The sequence below is a fragment of the Variovorax boronicumulans genome (assembly GCF_040544675.1).
In the GTDB taxonomy this organism is placed as follows: domain Bacteria; phylum Pseudomonadota; class Gammaproteobacteria; order Burkholderiales; family Burkholderiaceae_C; genus Variovorax; species Variovorax boronicumulans_D.
This window is the reverse complement of the sequence record NZ_JBEPKK010000003.1, coordinates 268,522-289,193: the sequence shown is the minus strand read 5'-3', so window position 1 is coordinate 289,193 and position 20,672 is coordinate 268,522. Positions and strand designations below refer to the sequence as shown.

The window sequence follows — 20,672 nt, the reverse complement described above, 5'->3', positions numbered from 1 at the left end:
AAACACGCCACATGGACACGACCCTGGTCGACGCACTGCGCGAAACACTACAACGCGAGACCGGGCAGCCGGTCGCGCTGGTCGAGACGCACATCTCCTGGGTCCTGCTCACGCAGACGCTCGCCTTCAAGCTCAAGAAGCCGGTGCGCCTGCCGTTCCTGGACTTTGGCAGCGTCGAGGCCCGCAAGCATTTCTGCGACGAGGAACTGCGCCTGAACCAGCGCTTTGCTCCCGCGCTCTACATCGACGTGGCGCCGGTTTGCGGCACGCGCGAATCCCCGCGGACCGGCGGCGCGGGCACGCCGATCGACCATGTCGTGCGCATGAAGCGATTTCCGGATTCTTCGCTGCTGCGCGACATGCTTGTGGCCGACCGGCTCGAGCCCGCATGGCTGGACGGCTTTGCCCAACGGCTGGCGGCCCTGCACGAGGCTGCGGAGCGCGCGGCACCAGGGTCCGGTTTCGGCAGTCCGGAACGCGTTGCCGACGCGGCTGCGGACGTGCTGACGGCCTTGCAGGCGCAGGGCGACGACGGTCGCCTATCGGCGCTCACGAAGTGGGTCGCGCAGCAAGACCGGTCGCTGCGCATGGCCTGGATCGCCCGCCAGCAGGGCGGGGCTGTGCGCGAATGCCATGGCGACCTGCACATGGCCAACGTGGTGCTGCTGGAAGGCGTGCTCGTGCCCTTCGACTGCATCGAATTCGATCCGGCGCTGCGCTGGATCGACGTCATGAGCGACATCGCTTTTCTCACGATGGACCTGAAGGCTCACGGCCGCGGCGATCTGGCCTTCCGTTTCCTCGATGCATGGCTGCAGCACAGTGGCGACTACCCGGGCCTGCAGGTATTGCGCTTCTACGAGGTGTACAGGGCGCTGGTGCGCGCCTTGGCTTCCGGCCTGGGACCGCGGGTTACGTCACCCGCGGCGCAGGCCCGGCCCGACTACCTGGCGTGCGCCGCGCAGTTGGCGACGCAGCGGCACGGAGAGGCCCGCCTGATGATTACGCATGGCTTCTCCGGCTCGGGAAAATCCAGCGTGGCCGCGCAGTTGCTGTGCGCCGTCGGTGCCGTACGCGTGCGCTCGGACGTGGAGCGCAAGCGCCTGCACGGCCTTGCCCCGTTGGCGCGATCCACCGACCTGCACCTGGATATCTACGGCGCGCAAGCGACGCGCCGGACATTCGACCGGCTGCAGGCCTGTGCGCGGGAGGCGCTGCTGGCAGGCTACCCTGTGATCGTGGACGCAACCTTCCTGCAGGGCGCCGAGCGACAGCGCTTCCAGGCGCTGGCCGCCGAGTTGCGCCTGCCGTTCACGATCCTGGATTGCCGCGCGGGCGAAGCCGTGCTGCGGCGCCGCGTGACCGAGCGTGATGCGACGGGGACGGACGCCTCGGAGGCCGGGTTGACCGAGTTGGAGCGCCAGTTGCAAAACCACGAGGCACTGGCCGCCGGCGAGCAGGCGGCGGCCATCGAGGTGTTCACGGAAGACGCGGTTGACATCGCGTCGATCGCAACACGCTGGCGCGCTGCGACCTGAGGCCGCAGACCGACTGCTCGCTCCCAAGCACGCCGCTGGGCAGCTTGAAGCGCCCGGGTTCGGCCTCAGCGCGCCTGCACGTAGATGCCCGGTGCTTCGCACAACGGCGGCAGGCCGTGCCGCGGCGCGCCCATCGGGGGCGGCCGGCGCCTCGGTCCGGAGTGCGTGACCAGCCAATGCTGGAAGCTGGGCCACCACGATCCCTCGACTTCGCGCGAGGTGTCCAGGAAATCGTCGGGCGCCACATAGTCGCCGTTCGCTCGGCGCCGCATCATCCGATGGCTTCGGTGCGCATGCCCGGGTTCGCTCAGGATGCCTGCGTTGTGGCCCCCTTCGGTGAGCACGAAGGTAATGTCGGCGTCGCACAGGAGGTTGAACTTGTAGACCGAGTGCCAGGGGGCCACATGGTCGGTGCGGGTGCCGAGCAGGAACACCGGGACGTCGATGTCGTTCAGGGCCACCGGCCGGCCGTCCACGAGGTAGCGACCCTCGGCCAATGCGTTGTCCAGGAACAGGTGGCGCAGGTAGTCTGCGTGCATGCGATAGGGCATGCGGGTGCCGTCCGCATTCCAGGCCATCAGGTCCGTCATCGGGGGGCGTTCTCCCAGCAGATAGTTGCGCACCATGGGCGCCCAGACGAGCTCGCCGGGACGCAACGCCTGGAAGGCACCCGCCATCTGCGCCGCGTCCAGGTAGCCCTGGCGCGACATGATGTCCTCGAGGAAGGCGAGCTGGCTCTCGTCGATGAACAAGCCGATCGCCCCGGGCTCGGTGAAATCGGTCTGTGCGGCCAGCAAGGTGACAGAGGCGAGGCGGTCATCGCGGTCACGTGCCATCGCCGCGGCGGCGATGGCCATCAGTGTGCCGCCCAGGCAATACCCCAATGCATGCACGCGGCGACCGGGCAGCACGGCGGACACGGCGTCGAGGCTGGCGCGAACGCCCAGCTGGAGATAGTCGGCCATGCCGAGCTGCGCGTCGGCCGCGCCGGGATTCCTCCAGGAGACTGCGAAGACCGTATGGCCCTTGTCGACCAGGTAGCGGATCAGCGAGTTGTGCGGTGAGAGGTCGAGCACGTAGTACTTCATGATCCAGGCGCTCACGAAAAGCACCGGCTCGGCATGCACCGTGGCCGTCGTCGGTGCGTACTGGATGAGCTCGACGAGCTCATTGCGCAGAATGACTTTTCCCGGGGTGACGGCAACTTCATGCCCCGGCCTGAATGCCTCGGCTCCCTCGGGTGGCAGCCCTGAAACCCTGCGGCCGAAGTCTTGCGCCCAATGCGACGCGCCGACAAGGAGGTTGACGCCGCCGGTGGCGGCGGTTCGTTGCAGCACCTGGGGATTGGTCGCGAAGCTGTTGGCGGGCGAGGCCATCTCCAGCCATTGCCGCACCATGAAGGCAACCAGCTGCTCGTGGTGCCGGTCCACGCCGCGCACGCCATCGACCAAGGCGAGCAGCCGCCGCCCGGCGGTTTCGAAAGTTTCGCGATACATGCCGAAAGGCCACGGCGTCCAGTCGTCCGTGGCGAGCCGGGGATCGTGCGCCGCTGCAGGGGAAGGAAGCACGGCCTCGCGCAGAGCAACCTCGGCACCGCGTCCGGGCTGCGTCGCGAAATGAAGCGCCCAGTCGGACCAGGCCAGCATCAGCGCAGCCGGCGACATGCCGCCGCCGAGCCGGCCCCAGGCCGCGTGAAGGGATCGATCGAGTTCGTTGTGCTCTTCGCTCACGTGGGAGTCCTTGCAGAAAAGTCGCGGCGCGGACCGCCAGCACGTCGGGGTAGATGAAGCGTCGCCGCCTCAATGTCGGTGGTGCGATTCGGCGGTCACCTGGCACGCGGTGCAGCGGATGGCGGTGGGCTGGGCGAAAAGCCGCGCGCGCGGGATTTCGCTGCCACAGTTTTCGCAGATGCCGTAGCGCCCGTCGGCCATGCGCGCTATCGCATGCTCGATCTCGTGGAGCCTGGCGCGATCGACCTCGATCTCGGCCATGAGCACATCGGCGGCCCGCTCCGCTTCGGCATCGTCGGCGTGGGACCGCACTTCGTGGTTCCCTGCGGCCGATGCGAAGCCGTCTGAAGGCGCCGAGGCTCGCAGCTCGTCGAGCACCTGGCCCTTCATCGTGTCGAGTTGTTGTTGAAGTACAAGGCGGTCAGTGGCGTTCAGATGTCTCATGGTGAAGTCCCTTTGCAATGAAATGGGTGCCGCGAAGAGCCGATCCGCGGTCAGGAGCGGCTGCGCGGTGCGGCCGGAAGACGGACGGCTACATAGGCGAGCCGGCGATCGCGCATCACCAGCAGGGCGATGGTTGTTCCGGGCGCCACTTGTGCCAGGGTGTGCTTGAAATCATCCAGGCGATAAAGCTTGACTGTGTTCAGGGCCACCACGACGTCGCCCGCCCGGATGCCTTCGCTGCGCGCAAGGCCGGAGGCGTCCCGCACGAGCAGGCCGCTATCGATGCGCAGTTGCAGCCGCTGCAAGGACGAGAGTTCACCAAGGCTCAGGCCCAGCCCGTCGTTCCATTCGATGGCGGCGACCGCGAAGCCGGTTGCCGGCAATGCAGGCTGCACCGCCAGCGACGCATGCAGCATGCGGCTCGCGCCGCTTCGCCACACGCCCAGCTGCAAGCGGCTGCCAGGCTGGCGCTGAGCGATTTGCTGGGGAAGGTCGGCGAAGTTCGCAAGAGGCTTGCCGTCCAGGGACAGCACGGCGTCTCCTTGCACAAGACCCGAGGCCTGCGCCGGGCTGTTTGCCTCGACGCGCACGACCAGCGCGCCGGTTGTCGACGGCAATCCGAAGGACTGGGCAAGGGCGGGGGTCACCTCCTGGAACTCCGCGCCCAGGTAGGCCCGGCGCACGGCGCCGTGGTCGCGCAGTTGCCCGGCGATGCGCATCGCCAGGTTGATCGGCACCGCGAAGGACAGGCCCATGTAGCCGCCGCTGCCGCTGTAGATCATCGAATTGATGCCGACCACCTCGCCGCGGCTGTTGAACAGGGGGCTGCCCGAGCTCCCCGGATTGATGGCCACATCGGTCTGTATGAAGGGGATCTCACCCGCGCCACCCATGACTCGCCCGACCGCACTGACGACGCCTGCCGTCACGCTGCCATGAAAACCGAAGGGAGAACTGATCGCTGCGACCCAGTCGCCGGGGCCCAGCGTCGAGGAGTCGCCGATGACGGCGACGGGCAGCGTCGTGGCGTCGATCTTCAGGAGCCCGACGTCGGTACGCCTGTCGACGCCGACCACGCGCGCCGTGAAGCGACGGCCGTCATCCAGCCGGACCTGGGCTTCGTCGATGTTGGTGACCACGTGGGCGCTTGTGAGGATGAGCCCGTTGCTGTCGATGATCACGCCCGAGGCCAGGTCCCGGATCTGGCTGATGCGCGCACTGGCCGGCAGGGGCCATGCCAGTCGGTCGGCGAAGTCGTGCTCCGGAGCGATTTCGAGTTCGAAGCTCTCCAGGCTTTCATCGCGCCCAATGCGCAACGTGCTGATGTCGACCACCGATGTGCTGCGGCTGGCGACCAAAGATGAAAAGCGGGGTACGACAGCCGCGACGCTCTCGGCCGGGGCGGAGGCCGGCGCGCCTGGCGGCGTCAAAGCGGTCGCGGAACATGCGCCGAGCAGCACATTGCCTACAACGAGCGCGCAGCCGAGGCGCGCGGCGAGGTACACCGCGCCTGAGTGAGAAAGAGGGCCTGTCACGTCGATTCGAATTGGGTCTTCAGATCGATTGCGGCGAAAGCGTGACGGGACGCTCCACGACTTGCGAACCTTCGGCAATGCCCACAGCGGTGCCGAAGGCCTGCAGTCGCAACGCGCAACTGCCGTCCTGGACCTCTCGCATGGTGACGGCCGAACTCAGGATTGGCGCACGGCCCAACACCGTCGCGATCTCGGCTGCCGCGTTGGGGCCGCCTTGGCCGCCCATGACCGAGAGGACAGCGACTTCCGGCAGCCGGTCGCGTTGGCTCGCGACGAAGCTGCGCATGGGGCCGGCGAGCTGCAGCATCCAGATTGGCGACACCAGGACCACTGCGTCGAAGTCGCTGGGCGGCGGACCGTCGTAGCGAAACGCGGGCCGGCGTCGCAGGAGCGAGTCGAGCATGCAACGCCAGTTGCCCAGGGTACCCCGGCGAGGGCGCGCATCGGTCACCTCGGCGAGCGGCCAGCTTTGCTGGCAGCACAGCAGTTCCGCGACTTTGCGGGAAGTACCCGTGTAGGAATAGACGATCACCAGGACGTTGTTCATGGTTGCCTCTGCTTCGTTCATGGGCACCCAATGTAGGCAGTCGCAGGCACGGCCACCTTGCGCTGAATCAAGGACGCATGCAGTCGTGCAGGTGGGCAGGAGCGACCCGGTTTCTTGATGTGGCGCAAGACGGAACCGCGGCCGCACAACGACCATTCGCATACCTGACGAGGAGAAAAATGAAAATCCTGCTTGCCGTCGACGGCAGCGACTTCACGAATCGCATGTTGTCCTACTTGACCGCCCACAAGGAGTGGGCGAACGCGGGGCATGCGTTCACGGTGTTCCATGCGGTGCTGCCGGTGCCGCATCGCGCCGCGGCCTTTGCAGGGCCGGACCTTGTGCACGGCTATTACGAGGACGATGCCCGCATGGTGCTCGACCCGGTTCGCGCCTTGCTGGCCGAGCACGGCATCCAGGCACGTTTCGAGCACAGGATCGGCCATCCCGCCGAAGAGATCGCATCGTTCGCCCAGAAAGAGCACTTCGATCTCGTGATCATGGGTTCGCGGGGCCATGGCGTTCTGAAAAATCTGGTGCTGGGGTCGGTGGCCACCAAGGTGCTGGCGGGCTGCACGGTGCCAGTCCTGCTGGTGCGCTGAATGAAGGCTGCAACTCTCGTGCGAGGCGCGGTCGCGGCTGCGGTCGGTTTGCTCGCGCTCGGTGGTGGAGCGAGCGCCTTGTCGCAGACGCGCGCGTGCATGGATCGCGCGGCTTCGGCTCCGAGATCGCAAAGCACAGATTTCGTTGCCGCGACCGCGCGGCAGTCGCCTGCGGTGGTGAGCATCGCCATCTCGGGGGCGGGCAACGAGTGGGCGGGCGCAGATAACCTGCAACCTTGGGGGCGCAGGGCGCAGGGCGCGGGCCGCGGCTTCGCATCGGGATTTATCTTCCATCGCGACGGCTACATCCTGACAAGCGCTCACGCGGTGACCGGCGCGCAGGCGATTTCCGTCGCCATTTCGGACCAACGCCGCTTCGATGCGGAGTTGGTGGGCATCGACCGCCGCACCGACGTCGCGCTCCTGCGGATCGCCGCGTCGAACCTGCCGGTGGTTGCCTTGGGCCGCAGCAGCGAACTGTGCCCAGGTGAATGGGTCGCGGCCATGGGGGCGCCGTTCGGCTTCGAACACAGCGTGACCGCCGGCGTGGTGAGCGCCCATCCGCGCTACATGCCGGGTGGCAACGGTGTGCCGCTCATACAGACCGATGTCGCGCTCAATCCGGGCAATTCGGGCGGCCCCCTGCTCGACGAGCGGGGAAATGTGGTGGGCATGAACTCGATGATCTATTCCGCAAGCGGCGGATATTCCGGGGTGTCGTTCAGCCTGCCCATCGATACCGCGATGCGGGTGGCGGACGAGCTTCGTGCAACGGGAAAAGTCACGCGCGGCCACATCGGCGCCCGTACCCAGGCGCTGACGCCCGACCTGGCGCCGGCATTCGGACTCGATGCAGCGTTGGGCGCACTGGTCGTGCGCGTCGATGCGGACAGCCCGGCCGAGATGGCGGGGCTCCGCAGCGGCGACGTGGTGCTTGCCGTAGGGGAAGCCGCGCCGATGTCCTATGTCGAGATACAGGACCGCGTGGCCAGCGCCGGCCAGGGCAGCCGATTGAGCTTGCGCGTGTGGCGGAACAGGGCCCTGTTGACGGTGCAGGTCGGCGTGGCCCAGAGTGCGCCGGACATCGTGCCGAAGCTCGCTGCGCGCTCCAACGCTCGCGAGGTCCGGTTCGGACTTGAACTGCTGGAGCGCAAAGGGGTGCTGGGCATCAGCCTGCAAGACCCCGGCCTCTATGTGCAGGCGGCGTCCGGGTCGGCGCAGCGCGCGGGGCTGCGCTATGGCGACGCGGTGATCGCGGTCAACGACGTGCGGGTGGCTCGCCTGGCGGATTTCGATGCGGCGATCCAGTCCATTCCGAGGAGTGACGCGGTGGCGCTGCTGGTCATGCGCGGCACGAACAGAAGCTATATACCGATTCCTCCGCGCACGGCGAAGGACGCGGCCTTGGCACCTTGAGGCCGCGGCGATGAAGTCGGTCAGCTGCGGCGTGCTGGTCTTTGACCCCGCTGGCAATCTGTTGCTCGGCCATGCGAACGAAAGCCGCTACTGGGACATCCCGAAGGGCGGGCGTGAAATGCAAGAGCAGGGCGCGTGCAACGCCGCGCGCGAGACGTTCGAGGAATGCGGGCTGCGGCTGTCGCCCGGGCAGTTGAGGGAGATCGGACTATTCAACTATCGCAAGGACAAGGTGCTCCGGCTTTTCGCCGTGCTGGTAGTGCCCTTCGATGCGAAACGCTGCGTGTGCTCCAGCTTCTACACGGACCGTCAGGGACGGCAACGCCCCGAGATGAATGGATTTCGATGGGCGAGCCCGGAAGAACTGCCGTTGCTGTGTGCGCGCAGCCTCGTTGCAGTGCTCACGCAGGCGATTTCGCTCACTGCGATCCACACGCAGTTGCTGTACGAAGTGGGTCCAGTCGATGCTGTGCCTGAACTGCGCAACGCGCCCTCGGTTTGATCTTGCGCAAGGTCGCGTGCGGCCTCGCATTCAACAGTGGCCGCAAGCCACCCCGAGCGCCGCACCTTTATGTTCACGCTCGCCGCGGCCGGCACGGCTCTGTCTGCCACCCCTCGCTGGCTCAGGTCAAGCTTGATGAAAAAGACCCGCAGGCCTTGGCCTTGAGCTACGTTGCAGATTCAGTGAAGGTCGACGCGCCACGCGCGCGAATCGATGGTGGGTTTTGAGTGCAAGCGTTACGCGCGACTTAGGTTGCCTCGCATGCCGGCAGACGATCGTCCAACTGCCGGGTCGTGGCGCTTAGAGCAGGCTAACAAGTCGCGCGCGTGTCAAGGGAGTGTTTGGGCTGATCGTTTAGGCTTGAAGACACTGTTTAGCCGGTTGACCAAAAATGAGCCGACCAGTGGGAGTCGGCTTGACGCGCGGCGCTCATCGTCCGTACGGAGTACGGCGTGCCTGATGCGCTCGTGCAGTAGCGACAGCATGGACGGGGTCAGGTTGACCGCCTGCTCCATCGACTGGATTCTGGAACGTGGTACTACGCTGGGTACACGCAGGAGGCCGCATGGTGCCTCGCCTTTAGCGTTTTACTCGACAGATGGTGGCCTGCCCGGAGGGGATCGAACCCCCGACAACCTGCTTAGAAGGCAGGTGCTCTATCCAACTGAGCTACGGGCAGAGATTCCGGGCCGGACAGAAGCAAAAAGACGAAATACGAGAAGAAAACTTGGTCGGGGCGAAAGGATTCGAACCTTCGACCCTCTGGTCCCAAACCAGATGCGCTACCAGGCTGCGCTACACCCCGACAAGCCCTCGATTCTAGCCCGGATATCGACCGGTTCCGGACTTTCTCAACGTTTCTCGTATTGCGTCTTGCCGAAAAGGATCTCGCGCTCCTTGTCGCCGGTGATCGGCTGGCGCAGATCGGCCAGTACTTTCACGCCGCGCTGCACGGCCGGGCGCGCGGCGATGCCCTCGAACCATGCCTTCAGGTGCGGGAAGTCGGTGAGGGTGATGCCCTGGTTTTCCCAGCTGCGCAGCCACGGGAAGATGGCGATGTCGGCAATCGAATAGCTCTTGCCGGCAATGAACCTGTTCTTGGCCAGTTGCCTGTCGATCACGCCGTAGATGCGCTTGGCTTCGTTGCTGTAGCGGTCGATCGCATAGGCGACTTTCTCGGGGGCGTAGAGTCGAAAGTGATGCGCCTGTCCGAGCATGGGGCCGACGCCGCCCATCTGGAACATGAGCCATTGCAGCACGTCGTAGCGTTCGCGGTCGCCGGTGGGCAAAAACTGGCCGGTCTTGCCCGCAAGGTAGACCAGGATCGCGCCCGACTCGAACAGCGAGATGGGCTTGCCGTCTGGCCCCTCGGGATCGGTGATGGCGGGGATCTTGTTGTTGGGGCTGATCTGCAGGAACTCGGGCGCGAACTGGTCGCCCTTGCCGATGTTCACGGGGTGCGCGCGGTAGGGCAGGCCGCACTCCTCCAGCATGATGTGAATCTTGTGGCCGTTGGGCGTGGGCCAGGAATAGACCTCGATGGGCGATGCGGGCATGTCGCGGGCTCCGGTGCGTGGATGTGATGGGCAAGAGGGCGCAGCTTATAGGCGCCAATCCAAACCCGTGCCGGCGCGGGAATTCGCCTTGCGGCAGGCTTTTTCAGCCCACTTGCAGCTGGTGCGTGTTGCACCACATCCAGTTTTCGCCGGGTTCCATCGACTGGATGACGGGGTGCCCTTCGGTCTGCGCATGCCGCGTGGCGTGCCGGTTCTTCGACGAGTCGCAGCAGCCCACGTGGCCGCAGTGCACGCACAGGCGCAGATGCACCCAGGTGTCGCCGGTCTTCAGGCAGTCCTCGCACCCGCGCCGCGTGTGGGGCTGCGCAAGGGTGGAGGGCACGTGGTCACAGGCTTTGATGGGCACCGAAGAACTCCTTGATGAACGGCTGGAAAAAAAGCGGAAAAAGAAAGCGGTCAAGCCACCGCCGTGGCCTGCGACAGATGTTGATGGATCAGCGCCACTGCCGCAGCGCCTTCGCCGATGGCGCCGCCCACGCGCTTGACCGAGCCCGAGCGCACGTCGCCCACGGCGAACACGCCCGACACGCTGGATTCGAGCGCCGCCGAAGGCCGCGCAGGAAAACCGCTGCTCGCCGCTGCACCCGTCACCACGAAGCCGTGCTTGTCGACCGCCACGCCGCAGCCTTCGAGCCACGAGGTTTCAGGCTCGGCGCCGACGAACAGGAAGATGTTGCGCGCCGGGCAGTCGTGCTCGGCGCCCGTGGTGTGGCAGCGCCAGGTGGCGCCGGTGAGGCCTTCGTTGGACCCGCCGTGCAGGCGCACGAGTTCGGTGTGCGGCTGCAGTTCGATGTTGGGTGTGGCCTCGATGCGGTCGATGAGGTAGCGCGACATGCTGGCCGCCAGCGACGGTCCGCGCACCAGCACGTTGACCTTGGCCGCATGGCGCGACAGGAACACCGCCGCCTGGCCGGCCGAGTTGCCGCCGCCGACCAGCGCCACTTCCTGCTGCGAGCAGATCTTCGCTTCGATGGCCGAGGCCCAGTACCAGATGCCGCGGCCTTCGAACTCCGCCAGGCGCGGCACTTCGGGGCGCCGGTAGCGCGCGCCGCTGGCAACGACCACCGTGCGTGCATGGATGGTGCGGCCGTCGGCCAGCCGGACGGCCAAGCTCTCGCGCGCGTTGTCGCGCGAACAGTCCAGCGACACGACCTTGGCCGGGATCAGCATCTCGACGCCGAATTTCTGGGCCTGCACAAAGGCACGGCCGGCCAGCGCCTGGCCCGAGATGCCGGTCGGAAAACCCAGGTAATTTTCGATGCGCGCGCTGGCGCCGGCCTGGCCGCCGAAGGCACGGCAATCGATCACGATCACGCGCAGGCCTTCGGAGGCGGCATACACCGCGGTGGCAAGGCCGGCCGGCCCTGCGCCGACCACGGCCACGTCGTACAGCGCGTCGTGCTCGGCGGTATCGACCATGCCCAGGCAGCGCGCGAGCGCCTCTTCGGTGGGGTTCACCAGCACCGAGCCGTCGGGGCACACGGCCAGCAGCTGGCAGGTGCCGTACTGCGCCAGCAGCGCGGCCGCGTCGGGGTCCTTGGCGGCATCGACCAGGTGATAGGGATGGCCGTTGCGGCCCAGAAAATTTTCCAGCCGCGCCATGTCGCGCGATTGCGGCTGGCCGATCAGCACCGGCCCGCTGGCGCCGGATTCGATCAGCGCCACGCGGCGAAGAATCAGCGCGCGGGTGATGCGCTCGCCCAGGTCAGCCTCGGCCACCAGCAGCGCGCGCAGTTGCGCGGGCGGCACGATGAGCGCCTCCACGTCTTCATCGGCGTGGCCGTCGACCAGGGCAGGGCGACCGCTCAGCTGGCCGACTTCGGCCAGGAACTCGCCCGGGCCCTGCCGCACGATCGGCACCACATGGCCGAGGCCGTCGCGTTGCGTGACGGACACCACGCCCTTGAGCAGCACGAACATGCCGGGGCTGGTTTCTCCGGCGGTAAAGAGCCGCTCGCCGCGCGCGAACCGCTGCACGCTGCCGAAGCGGGCAATGCGTGCGATCTCGGTGTCGCTGAGGACGGGAAAAGTCTGGTGAAGGCGGCTGCTGTCGATGCCCTGGGTGCCGTTTGCGTCGGTTGCCATGTGTGTCCAAGCTCCATGTCGCGAATCCGGTGAATTAGACGACGAAGTGCGCCGAACCGGCTGTAACACCGTCATGCGCCTGCCATGTGCCTGACACGCCGGCTTCATCGCAGGTGCGGAGACTCCCCCGGCAGAAAGGGTTCCCGATGAAAGAACTGCCCAACCCGACGTTTCCGCTTTCGCAGCTCGGCCTGCGCGCGGCCTTGTGGCCTGTGCCTTCTGCCGCAGCCGCATCCGGTGTGGCCGGTGCCGCCACCGACGCCCGCGTGTCGGTGCCGCAGGCGCCCGCCGTCATCCTGCCGCCGCCCGCCGAAGCCAAACAGGGCATCACGGTCGGCTGGGCTCGCCACCTGGACGACGTACGCGCCGCGCAGCGCCTGCGCTATGACGTGTTCGTCGGCGAGATGGGTGCCCGGGTCTCTTCGCCAGTGGCCGGCCACGACATTGACCTCTTCGACGACTTCTGCGAACACCTGCTGGTGCGCGACGAGCTCACCAGCCAGGTCATCGGCACCTACCGGGTGCTCACGCCGGCCCAGGCGCGCCGCGTCGGCAGCACCTACAGCGACACCGAATTCGACCTGACCCGCCTGCGCGACTTGCGCGAGCGCATGGTCGAACTGGGCCGCAGCTGCGTGCATCCCGAGCATCGCCAGGGTGGGGTGATCCTCGCGCTGTGGGGTGCGCTGGCCGGCTTCATGCACCGCAACAAGCTGGACACCATGATCGGCTGCGCGAGCATTCCGATGTCGCACAACGGCGTGACCAACGGCGATGCGGCGGCCAGCATCTGGCGCCAGGTGTCGGCCACCCACATGGCGCCGATCCAATACCAGGTGCAGCCGCGCCTGCCGCTGCCGGTCGAACGCCTGGACAGCACGCTGGATGTGGAGCCCCCGGCGCTCATCAAGGGCTACCTGCGCCTGGGCGCGAAGGTGCTGGGTGCCCCGGCCTGGGACCCGGACTTCAACGCCGCCGACCTGCCGATGCTGATGCGCATCGACGACTTGCCGGCGCGCTATCGCAAGCACTTCCTCGGCGCATGAAGCCGGCGGCTGCCCGGCCCGAGGGCGGGCCGCCCGCCCTGGCGCCGGGGATGATGGAGCCGCACAAGCAGCTTGCCGTGCGAGCGGAAGAGCGGGAGAAAGTCGCGTCACGGGAATGTCATTCGACTGTCACAAATGACGTCGACACTGTCATATTTCCGCCTACGTGTGCCCCCGTGCCCCTTGCTCCAGAATCTGTGTCCATGTCACCAGCCCCCGCAGACCGGTCGCTTGCCGTTGCGGCGCCCGCCTATTCGTTGCTCGACCGCGACCACAGCATCCTTTCGTTCAACGAGCGCGTGCTCGACTGGGCGCATCGGCCCGAGGTGCCGCTGATCGAGCGGCTGCGCTACCTGTGCATCGTCTCCTCGAACCTGGACGAGTTCTTCGAAGTCCGCGCTGCACCGCACCTGATCGCCGGCAACGCCGGTGACCAGAAGGGCACCTACTCCGTCGATTCCTTCGAGAAGCTGGCCGAGGCCGCGCACACGCTGGTGGCGCGCCAGTATGCGCTGTACAACGACGAGCTGATGCCGACCTTTGCCACGCACGGCATCCACATCATTTCGCACGGCGAACGCAACCCGGCCCAGCGCAAGTGGGTGAGCGACTATTTCGAGCGCGAAGTGCGCCCGCTGCTGATTCCCGTCGGACTCGATCCGGCGCATCCGTTCCCGCAGGTGGCCAACAAGTCGCTCAACTTCATCGTGCGGCTGGGCGGCAAGGACGCCTTCGGGCGCGAGAACCCGATCCAGATCGTCAAGCTGCCGCGCGTGCTGCCCCGTTTGATCCGCATGCCGGCCAAGGTGTCGGACGGCAAGACGCTGTTCGTGGCGCTGTCGAGCGTGGTGCGGGCGCACCTGTCGAGCATGTTCCCGGGCCGCGAGGTGGGCGACTTCTCGCAGTTCCGCGTGACGCGGCACTCCGATCTCGCGGTCGACGAGGAAGACGTCAAGAACCTGCGCACCGCCTTGCGCCAGGGCCTGCAGCACCGCCACTACGGGCAGGCCGTGCGGCTGGAGGTGTCGGCCAGCTGCGCCGAATCGCTCGCGAGCTTTCTGCTGGCGCAGTTCAACCTGCCGCCCCAGGCGCTGTACCGCGTGCACGGGCCGGTGAACCTGGCCCGGCTCACGCAACTGATCGACCTGATCGACGAGCCGCAACTGCGCTTCGCGCCGTACCCGGCGTCCTACCCGCTGACGCTGTCGCCGGCCCAGTCTTTCTTCGAGCGCCTGCAGCGCAGCGACGTGCTGATCCACCAGCCTTTCGAGAGCTTCGAGGGCGTGCTCTCGTTCCTGCGGGAAGCCGTGCAAGACCCGCAGGTGCTGGCCATCAAGCAGACCATCTACCGCACCGGCCCCGATTCGGAGCTGATGGACCTGCTGCGCGAAGCCGTGCGCCGCGGCAAGGAAGTGACGGTGGTGGTGGAACTGAAGGCGCGCTTCGACGAAGAAGCCAACATCAACTGGGCCGAGATGCTCGAGTCGATCGGTGCCCAGGTGGTCTACGGCGTGGTGGGCCTCAAGACCCACGCCAAGATGCTGCTGGTCACGCGCCGCGAAGGCAAGCAGCTGCGCCGCTACGGCCACCTGTCCACCGGCAACTACAACCCGCGCACCGCCAAGCTCTACACCGACATCAGCCACCTCACGGCCGACCCGCTGCTCACGGCCGACATGGAGGCGGTGTTCGTGCACCTGGCGAGCCAGAGCAAGCTGCCCAAGCTCAACCGCATGTGGCTTGCGCCCTTCGACCTGCACAAGAACGTGGCCGCGCAGATCGACGCGCTGGGCCTGGCCGCATCGAACGGCGAGCCGACACGCATCGTCGCCAAGATGAATGCGCTGACCGACGAAGCACTGATCGACGCGCTGATCCGCGCAGGGCAGAAGGGCGTGAAGATCGACCTGATCGTGCGCGGCGCGTGCACGCTGCCGGCCCAGGTGCCGGGGCTGACCGACAACATCCGCGTGCGCTCGGTGATCGGGCGCTTCCTGGAGCATTCGCGCGTCTTCTACTTCCGCAACGGCGAGGACGAGTCGCTCTACCTCTCGAGCGCCGACTGGATGAACCGCAACATGATGCGGCGCATCGAGCTGGCCTGGCCCGTGACCGACCCGAACCTGCGACAGCGACTGATCGACGAGTGCCTGGTGGCCTATCTGCACGACGGGCGCGACGCCTGGGACCTGGGCGGCGACGGCATCTACACCCGCGTCAACCGCGACACGCACCCGGGCGAGGGGGGCGCCTCGCGCGCCATCGAGGCCCACGGGGCGCAGACGGCGCTCATGAACCGCTATGCATCGCGAGGGCATCAGCGCGATGCATCCAGCAACTGATCTTCGAAAGACGATGACCATGGACTTGATCTTCTGGCGTCACGCCGAAGCCGAGGACTGGACCGAGGGTTGCGACGACATGCAGCGCTCGCTCACCGCACGCGGCGAAAAGCAGGCCAAGCGCATGGCCAGCTGGCTGGACCGCCAACTGCCCGACGGCACCCGCATCATCTGCAGCCCGGCGCGCCGCTGCGAGCAGACCGCGCTGGCGCTCGGCCGCAAGTACAAGCTGCGCAGCGAACTGGCGCCCGACACCACGGCCGAGACGCTGCTGGGCGCGGCCGGCTGGCCCAACGGCAAGTCGGTGGTGCTGATGATCGGCCACCAGCCCTCGGTGGGGCAGGCGATCTCGCTGCTGCTGGGCCTCAAGCAGGACAGCTGCCCGGTGCGCAAGGGCGCGCTGTGGTGGATCCGCACGCGCGAGCGCGACGGCGATGTGCAGACCGTCGTGGTGACGGTGCAGTCGCCCGAGCTCCTTTAGGTCGGGCTCAGGCGCCGCTCAGTTCCACGCGCCAGTTGTTGGTCTTCTGCCAGGCCAGCACTTCTTCGCGCAGCAGGTGTGCCGACTGCGGATAGGCGTCGGCCCAGTCGGGTGCGCAGGCGATGGTGAACGCCCGGGCGCCCAGCGCCGACAGGTGCAGCGCCTGCGGATCGGGATCGCGGCGTGCGTGGCACAGGATGACCGCCAGCCGCAGCGCCAGGAGCTGCATCACGAAGGTTTCGTCGTCCAATGAAACCTCGAGCTTGCGCAGCTTGCCGCGCTGCCCCAGCACCAGTTGGCCCAGGGCGTGCAGTTCGTTCACCGCGAAGCCGGGGGCGTCGGTGTTGTCCAGGATGTAGGCGCCGTGCTTGTGATAGTCGCTGTGCGAGACCAGCGCGCCGATCTCGTGCAGCTGGGCGGCCCAGCCGAGCTTGCGCAGCGCGCGGCCGGCGCGGTTCGCGGTACTTCCGCCGCGCGCCGCGGGGGCCAGCTGCACGAACAGCGCCGCGGCGGTGTCGCCCACCCGCTTGGCCTGCGCCGCATCGACCGCGAAGCGCGTGGCCAGCCGTTCCACCGTGGCGGCGCGCATGTCGGCCACGCTGTCATCGCGTTCCAGCAATTCATACAGCACCCCATGGCGCAGCGCGCCTTGGGCGACCTTCATCTCCTGGATGCCGAGCAGGTCGAACACCGCGCGCAGCACGCTCACGCCGCCGCCGATCACGGCCTTGCGGTCTTCGCGCATGCCGTCGATGCGCAGCTTGTCGGCGCTGCCGGCCTTGAGCAGGCGGTCGAGCAGCCAATCGAGGCCCTCGCGGGTGACCAGGCCGGGCTCGGCGCCTGAAGCCGCCAGCACGTCGCCCACCGCGCCGATGGTGCCGGAGGCGCCGTAGGCCACATCCCACTGGTCGCGGTTGTAGCCGCCGAGCGCGTCGTCGAGCACGGCCTTGGCGGCCACTTCGGCGGCGCGGAAGGCGGCGGGCGTGAACTGGCCTTCGGCAAAGTGCTTCATCGACCAGGCGACGCTGCCCACGCGGTACGACTCCATGAGTTCGGCCTTGAGCGCGCGGCCAATGATCATTTCGGTGGAGCGGCCGCCGATGTCCACCACCAGCCGGCGTTCGAGGTCGGAGGCGTCGGTGTGCGGGAGCATGTGCGCCACGCCCTGGTAGATCAGGCGAGCTTCTTCGCGGCCCGGGATCACGTCGATGCCGAAGCCCAGGATGGTGCGCGCGCGCAGCAAGAATTCTTCGCGGTTGCGCGCTTCGCGCAGCGTTTGCGTGGCCACCACGCGCACCTGGGAGCGCTTGAAGCCGGCCAGGCGTTCGCCGAAACGCGCGAGCGCGTCCCAGCCGCGCTGCATGGCCTCGGTTGTCAGGTTGCGAGCGCTGTCCAGGCCGTTGCCCTGGCGCACCGTCTCCTTGAGGTATTCGGTGCGGTGGATCTGGCCGTGGTCGACCTGGCCGATCTCGAGCCTGAAACTGTTCGAGCCGAGGTCGACTGCCGCGAGGCGGGTGCCGTTTTGCATGTAGTTCTATTGAAGAGGGCGGTTGCCTGGATCGTAGCGCCGTGCCAGGCGCGCCGCCTCCCGAATCGCTCCGTGGCGAGGGTCGCAAGGCTAGGCCCGCCGCATGACGGTTGTGTGACAGCGTCATATGCGACGCAGGGGAATGGAGGGCATTTTCCCTCGACAGCGGGGTGTCACACCGATGTCACACAAGCTTTTTAGAGTCCGTCCCAAGCCCGAAAGGGACTACTTCTTACTTCTAAAGGAAGCTTCATGAAAACGACGTTCAAATTTGCAACCGCCGGCCTCGTGGCCGCGGTGTTCTCGATTCCCGCCCTGGCCCAGGACGTGACCGGCGCTGGCGCCAGCTTCCCCGCACCGCTGTATGCCAAGTGGGCGTCCGATTTCAACAAGGCCACCGGCGTCAAGATCAACTACCAGTCGGTGGGCTCGGGCGCTGGCCTCAAGCAGATCGAAGCCAAGACCGTCGATTTCGGCGCTTCGGACGCTCCCCTGAAGGACGAAGAGCTGCAAGCCAAGGGCCTGATGCAGTTCCCCACCGTCATCGGCGGCGTGATTCCCGTGGTCAACATTCCCGGCATCAAGCCCGGCGAACTCAAGCTCAACGGCCAGGTGCTGGGCGACATCTACCTGGGCAAGATCACCAAGTGGAACGACCCCGCCATCAAGGCGCTGAACGCTTCGTTGGCCCTGCCGGACGCCGCCATCGCACCGGTTCGCCGTGCCGACGGTTCGGGCACCAGCTTCCTGTTCACCAACTACCTGAGCAAGGTCAACGCCGAGTGGAAGTCCAAGGTCGGCGAAGGCACGGCGGTGAACTGGCCCACGGGCGCGGGCGGCAAGGGCAATGAAGGCGTCGCCGCTTTCGTGAACCGCCTGCCCAACTCGATCGGCTACGTCGAGTACGCCTATGTCAAGCAGAACAAGATGACCTACGCCCAGCTGCAGAACGCCGCCGGCAACTTCGTCTCGCCCGATGACACCGCGTTCAAGGCCGCCGCTGTCGCCGCCGACTGGAACAAGAGCTTCTACCAGGTGCTGACCAACCAGGCCGACAAGGGCGCGTGGCCCATCACCGGCGCCACCTTCATCCTGCTGCACAAGACGCAGGACAAGCCGGCCAATGCCACCACCGTGCTCAAGTTCTTCGACTGGGCTTACAAGAGCGGCGACAAGACGGCCGACGACCTCGACTACGTGCCGATGCCCGACGCCGTGAAGGCCACCATCGCCAAGTCATGGGGTGAAGTGAAGGATGCTTCGGGCAAGCCCGTCGCGTTCAAGTAATCCCACTTACCCCAAGGCCAGGACGACGCGCCCATGAGCAGTAAACCGCTCGAGGACGCGTCGCTTTCGTCTTTGCCGGAGCGACCCGTGTCATCCACTTTTCCTGCTGCAGCCACCCCGCTCGACCGTTCGGCCGACCGCGGTCGCACCACTGCCGCCTCTCCGCCGCCGGCCAAGGCGCCGCGTTCAGGCCCCATGGCCGACCGGCTGTTCGGCTGGGCCGCCAAGGGCGCGGCGATGCTGACGCTGGCGATGCTGATCGGCATCCTGCTGTCGCTGATCGTCGGCGCATGGCCCGCCATTGCCAAGTACGGCCTGGGCTTCCTCACCAACAGCACGTGGGACCCGGTCAAGGAGGAGTACGGCGGCCTGGTGATGATCTACGGCACGCTGGCCACTTCGTTCATCGCCCTGGTGATCGCCGTGCCGGTGAGCTTCGGCATTGCCCTCTTTCTGACCGAGCTGTCGCCCAACTGGCTCAAGCGCCCGCTGGGCACGGCCATCGAACTGCTTGCCGCCGTGCCGTCCATCGTGTACGGCATGTGGGGCCTTCTGGTGTTCGGCCCGATCCTCTCGAGCTGGGTGCAGCAGCCGCTGCAGAAGCTGCTCGCCGGCGTGCCTTATCTCGGCGCGCTGGTGTCCGGCCCGCCGGTGGGCATCGGCATCCTGTCGGCCGGCATCATTCTGGCGATCATGATCATTCCGTTCATCGCCTCGGTGATGCGGGACGTGTTCGAGGTGACGCCGCCGCTCCTGAAGGAGTCGGCCTACGGCCTCGGCTCCACCACCTGGGAAGTCGTCTCCAAGGTCGTGCTGCCTTACACCAAGGCCGGCGTGATCGGCGGCATCATGCTCGGCCTGGGCCGGGCGCTGGGTGAAACGATGGCGGTCACCTTCGTGATCGGCAACATGAACCAGCTCAACTCGCTGTCGGTGTTCGAGGCTGCCAACAGCATCACCTCGGCACTGGCCAATGAATTCGCCGAAGCCGGCGCGGGCCTGCACCAGGCCGCGCTGATGTACCTCGGCCTCGTGCTGTTCTTCATCACCTTCGTCGTGCTGACGCTCTCCAAGGTGCTGCTGGCGCAGATGAAGAAAAGCGAAGGGACCAAGTCATGAGCAGTACCGGTCAAAACCTGCTGAACGCCAAGGCGCTCGCCGAATCGCGCCAGGCCCGGTTTGCTTCGCGCAACCGCGTCAACAAGATCGCGCTCACGCTGTCTCTCGCCGCGATGGCGTTCGGCGTCTTCTGGCTGGTGTGGATCCTCTGGGAAACGCTGCGGCTGGGCATCGGCGGCCTTGCGCTCGCCACCTTCACCGAAATGACGCCGCCGCCGAACGAAGAGGGCGGCATCGCCAACGCGATCTTCGGTTCGTTCGTGATGGTGATGCTCGCCACCTTCGTGGGCACGCCGATCGGCATCATGGCCGGCATCTACCTGGCCGAATACAACACCAAGGGCTGGCTCGCCTCGGTCACGCGCTTCGTCAACGACATTCTTCTGTCGGCGCCGTCGATCGTGATCGGCTTGTTCGTCTACGCCGTGGTGGTGGCCTACTTCAAGAACTTCTCGGGCCTGGCCGGTGCGCTGGCGCTCGCGCTGATCGTGATTCCGGTGGTCATCCGCACCACCGAGAACATGCTGCAACTGGTGCCGCCGGGCCTGCGCGAAGCGGCCTACGCACTCGGTGCGCCGAAGTGGAAAGTCATTCTGAGCATCACGCTGCGCGCCGCGCGCGCCGGTGTGGTCACGGGCATCCTGCTGGCCGTGGCGCGCATTGCGGGTGAAACCGCGCCGCTGCTGTTCACCGCGCTGAACAACCAGTTCTGGACCGCCGACGTGAGCCAGCCGATGGCCAGCCTGCCGGTCACGATCTTCAAGTTCGCGATGAGCCCGTACGAGAACTGGCAGAAGCTGGCATGGGCCGGCGTGTTCCTGATCACTGTCGCCGTGCTCGCCCTCAATATCCTGGCGCGTGTGCTGACGCGCAACAAACACTGAAGAAGAAGC

Annotated in this window: 18 protein-coding genes and 2 tRNA genes; 10 read left to right on the top strand and 10 right to left on the bottom strand. The window is 66.7% G+C overall.

Going from position 1 to position 20,672, the window contains the following annotated elements:
* Positions 1–11: 11 nt before the first annotated feature.
* On the top strand, positions 12–1,538 hold the full coding sequence (locus ABIC90_RS07295) for an AAA family ATPase (protein ID WP_354353415.1): 1,527 nt from the start codon (positions 12–14) through the stop codon (positions 1,536–1,538).
* Positions 1,539–1,603: 65 nt separating this feature from the next.
* Here the strand turns inward: ABIC90_RS07295 and ABIC90_RS07290 are convergent, their stop codons facing one another.
* From ABIC90_RS07290 to ABIC90_RS07275, 4 genes are all read right to left on the bottom strand, one after another.
* The gene (locus ABIC90_RS07290; protein WP_354353414.1) at positions 1,604–3,268 is read right to left on the bottom strand and encodes a PHA/PHB synthase family protein; all 1,665 of its coding nucleotides are present in this window, start codon (positions 3,266–3,268) and stop codon (positions 1,604–1,606) included.
* A gap of 69 nt (positions 3,269–3,337) precedes the next feature.
* The gene (locus ABIC90_RS07285) at positions 3,338–3,712 is read right to left on the bottom strand and encodes a TraR/DksA C4-type zinc finger protein (RefSeq protein WP_354353413.1); all 375 of its coding nucleotides are present in this window, start codon (positions 3,710–3,712) and stop codon (positions 3,338–3,340) included.
* A gap of 50 nt (positions 3,713–3,762) precedes the next feature.
* Entirely contained in the window at positions 3,763–5,217 is a 1,455-nt protein-coding gene (locus ABIC90_RS07280) for a trypsin-like peptidase domain-containing protein (protein ID WP_354353412.1), read from the bottom strand.
* Between the two features lie 49 nt (positions 5,218–5,266).
* Entirely contained in the window at positions 5,267–5,794 is a 528-nt protein-coding gene (locus ABIC90_RS07275; protein ID WP_354353411.1) for a flavodoxin family protein, read from the bottom strand.
* Between the two features lie 179 nt (positions 5,795–5,973).
* Between ABIC90_RS07275 and ABIC90_RS07270 the strand changes: the two genes are divergently transcribed.
* The 3 genes from ABIC90_RS07270 to ABIC90_RS07260 are packed head-to-tail and all read left to right on the top strand — an operon-like array spanning position 5,974 to position 8,314.
* Positions 5,974–6,396, top strand: a complete 423-nt coding sequence (locus ABIC90_RS07270) for a universal stress protein (RefSeq protein ID WP_354353410.1) — start codon at positions 5,974–5,976, stop codon at positions 6,394–6,396.
* Entirely contained in the window at positions 6,397–7,812 is a 1,416-nt protein-coding gene (locus ABIC90_RS07265; protein WP_354353409.1) for a trypsin-like peptidase domain-containing protein, read from the top strand.
* 10 nt (positions 7,813–7,822) lie between these two features.
* The gene (locus tag ABIC90_RS07260) at positions 7,823–8,314 is read left to right on the top strand and encodes an NUDIX hydrolase (RefSeq protein ID WP_354353408.1); all 492 of its coding nucleotides are present in this window, start codon (positions 7,823–7,825) and stop codon (positions 8,312–8,314) included.
* 602 nt (positions 8,315–8,916) lie between these two features.
* Here ABIC90_RS07260 and ABIC90_RS07255 read toward each other — a convergent pair.
* The 5 genes from ABIC90_RS07255 to ABIC90_RS07235 form a co-directional block, all read right to left on the bottom strand.
* A tRNA-Arg gene (locus tag ABIC90_RS07255) sits at positions 8,917–8,993 on the bottom strand.
* Between the two features lie 49 nt (positions 8,994–9,042).
* A tRNA-Pro gene (locus tag ABIC90_RS07250) sits at positions 9,043–9,119 on the bottom strand.
* Between the two features lie 46 nt (positions 9,120–9,165).
* Positions 9,166–9,870: a glutathione binding-like protein gene (locus ABIC90_RS07245; RefSeq protein ID WP_354353407.1), complete on the bottom strand. Its 705-nt coding sequence runs from the start codon at positions 9,868–9,870 to the stop codon at positions 9,166–9,168.
* A 103-nt stretch (positions 9,871–9,973) separates the two neighbouring features.
* Positions 9,974–10,237, bottom strand: coding sequence for a UBP-type zinc finger domain-containing protein (locus ABIC90_RS07240; RefSeq protein WP_354353406.1), 264 nt, complete (start codon positions 10,235–10,237; stop codon positions 9,974–9,976).
* A gap of 50 nt (positions 10,238–10,287) precedes the next feature.
* The gene (locus tag ABIC90_RS07235) at positions 10,288–11,976 is read right to left on the bottom strand and encodes an FAD-dependent oxidoreductase (RefSeq protein WP_354353405.1); all 1,689 of its coding nucleotides are present in this window, start codon (positions 11,974–11,976) and stop codon (positions 10,288–10,290) included.
* Positions 11,977–12,122: 146 nt separating this feature from the next.
* Here ABIC90_RS07235 and ABIC90_RS07230 point away from each other — a divergent pair, with 146 nt between their 5' ends.
* From ABIC90_RS07230 to ABIC90_RS07220, 3 genes are all read left to right on the top strand, one after another.
* Positions 12,123–13,022: a GNAT family N-acetyltransferase gene (locus ABIC90_RS07230; RefSeq protein WP_354353404.1), complete on the top strand. Its 900-nt coding sequence runs from the start codon at positions 12,123–12,125 to the stop codon at positions 13,020–13,022.
* A 203-nt stretch (positions 13,023–13,225) separates the two neighbouring features.
* A complete protein-coding gene (ppk1, locus tag ABIC90_RS07225) occupies positions 13,226–15,364 on the top strand; it encodes a polyphosphate kinase 1 (RefSeq protein ID WP_354353403.1) in 2,139 nt (712 codons plus the stop codon).
* Positions 15,365–15,383: 19 nt separating this feature from the next.
* A complete protein-coding gene (locus ABIC90_RS07220) occupies positions 15,384–15,845 on the top strand; it encodes a SixA phosphatase family protein (protein WP_354353665.1) in 462 nt (153 codons plus the stop codon).
* Between the two features lie 7 nt (positions 15,846–15,852).
* Here the strand turns inward: ABIC90_RS07220 and ABIC90_RS07215 are convergent, their stop codons facing one another.
* Positions 15,853–17,373, bottom strand: coding sequence for a Ppx/GppA phosphatase family protein (locus ABIC90_RS07215; protein ID WP_354353402.1), 1,521 nt, complete (start codon positions 17,371–17,373; stop codon positions 15,853–15,855).
* Between the two features lie 252 nt (positions 17,374–17,625).
* On the opposite strand from ABIC90_RS07215, the gene pstS reads away from it, so the two are divergent.
* Genes pstS through pstA form a run of 3 tightly spaced genes read left to right on the top strand, consistent with a single transcriptional unit; the run spans position 17,626 to position 20,663 of the window.
* Positions 17,626–18,660: a phosphate ABC transporter substrate-binding protein PstS gene (gene pstS / locus ABIC90_RS07210; protein ID WP_354353401.1), complete on the top strand. Its 1,035-nt coding sequence runs from the start codon at positions 17,626–17,628 to the stop codon at positions 18,658–18,660.
* Positions 18,661–18,693: 33 nt separating this feature from the next.
* Complete coding sequence (pstC, locus tag ABIC90_RS07205) at positions 18,694–19,779, top strand: phosphate ABC transporter permease subunit PstC (protein ID WP_354353399.1); 1,086 nt, start codon at positions 18,694–18,696, stop codon at positions 19,777–19,779.
* Complete coding sequence (gene pstA, locus ABIC90_RS07200) at positions 19,776–20,663, top strand: phosphate ABC transporter permease PstA (RefSeq protein WP_354353398.1); 888 nt, start codon at positions 19,776–19,778, stop codon at positions 20,661–20,663. The genes pstC and pstA overlap by 4 nt, the downstream gene beginning before the upstream one ends.
* Positions 20,664–20,672 lie beyond the last annotated feature (9 nt).

Bases quoted from the DNA above. Each gene is read 5' to 3' on its own strand.
- ABIC90_RS07295 (WP_354353415.1), top strand. From the start codon at position 12: ATGGACACGACCCTGGTCGACGCACTGCGCGAAACACTACAACGCGAG.
- ABIC90_RS07285 (WP_354353413.1), bottom strand. From the start codon at position 3,712: ATGAGACATCTGAACGCCACTGACCGCCTTGTACTTCAACAACAACTC.
- ABIC90_RS07275 (WP_354353411.1), bottom strand. From the start codon at position 5,794: ATGAACAACGTCCTGGTGATCGTCTATTCCTACACGGGTACTTCCCGC.
- ABIC90_RS07270 (WP_354353410.1), top strand. From the start codon at position 5,974: ATGAAAATCCTGCTTGCCGTCGACGGCAGCGACTTCACGAATCGCATG.
- ABIC90_RS07265 (WP_354353409.1), top strand. From the start codon at position 6,397: ATGAAGGCTGCAACTCTCGTGCGAGGCGCGGTCGCGGCTGCGGTCGGT.
- ABIC90_RS07260 (WP_354353408.1), top strand. From the start codon at position 7,823: ATGAAGTCGGTCAGCTGCGGCGTGCTGGTCTTTGACCCCGCTGGCAAT.
- ABIC90_RS07245 (WP_354353407.1), bottom strand. From the start codon at position 9,870: ATGCCCGCATCGCCCATCGAGGTCTATTCCTGGCCCACGCCCAACGGC.
- ABIC90_RS07235 (WP_354353405.1), bottom strand. From the start codon at position 11,976: ATGGCAACCGACGCAAACGGCACCCAGGGCATCGACAGCAGCCGCCTT.
- ABIC90_RS07230 (WP_354353404.1), top strand. From the start codon at position 12,123: ATGAAAGAACTGCCCAACCCGACGTTTCCGCTTTCGCAGCTCGGCCTG.
- ppk1 (WP_354353403.1), top strand. From the start codon at position 13,226: ATGTCACCAGCCCCCGCAGACCGGTCGCTTGCCGTTGCGGCGCCCGCC.
- ABIC90_RS07220 (WP_354353665.1), top strand. From the start codon at position 15,384: ATGGACTTGATCTTCTGGCGTCACGCCGAAGCCGAGGACTGGACCGAG.
- ABIC90_RS07215 (WP_354353402.1), bottom strand. From the start codon at position 17,373: ATGCAAAACGGCACCCGCCTCGCGGCAGTCGACCTCGGCTCGAACAGT.
- pstS (WP_354353401.1), top strand. From the start codon at position 17,626: ATGAAAACGACGTTCAAATTTGCAACCGCCGGCCTCGTGGCCGCGGTG.
- pstC (WP_354353399.1), top strand. From the start codon at position 18,694: ATGAGCAGTAAACCGCTCGAGGACGCGTCGCTTTCGTCTTTGCCGGAG.
- pstA (WP_354353398.1), top strand. From the start codon at position 19,776: ATGAGCAGTACCGGTCAAAACCTGCTGAACGCCAAGGCGCTCGCCGAA.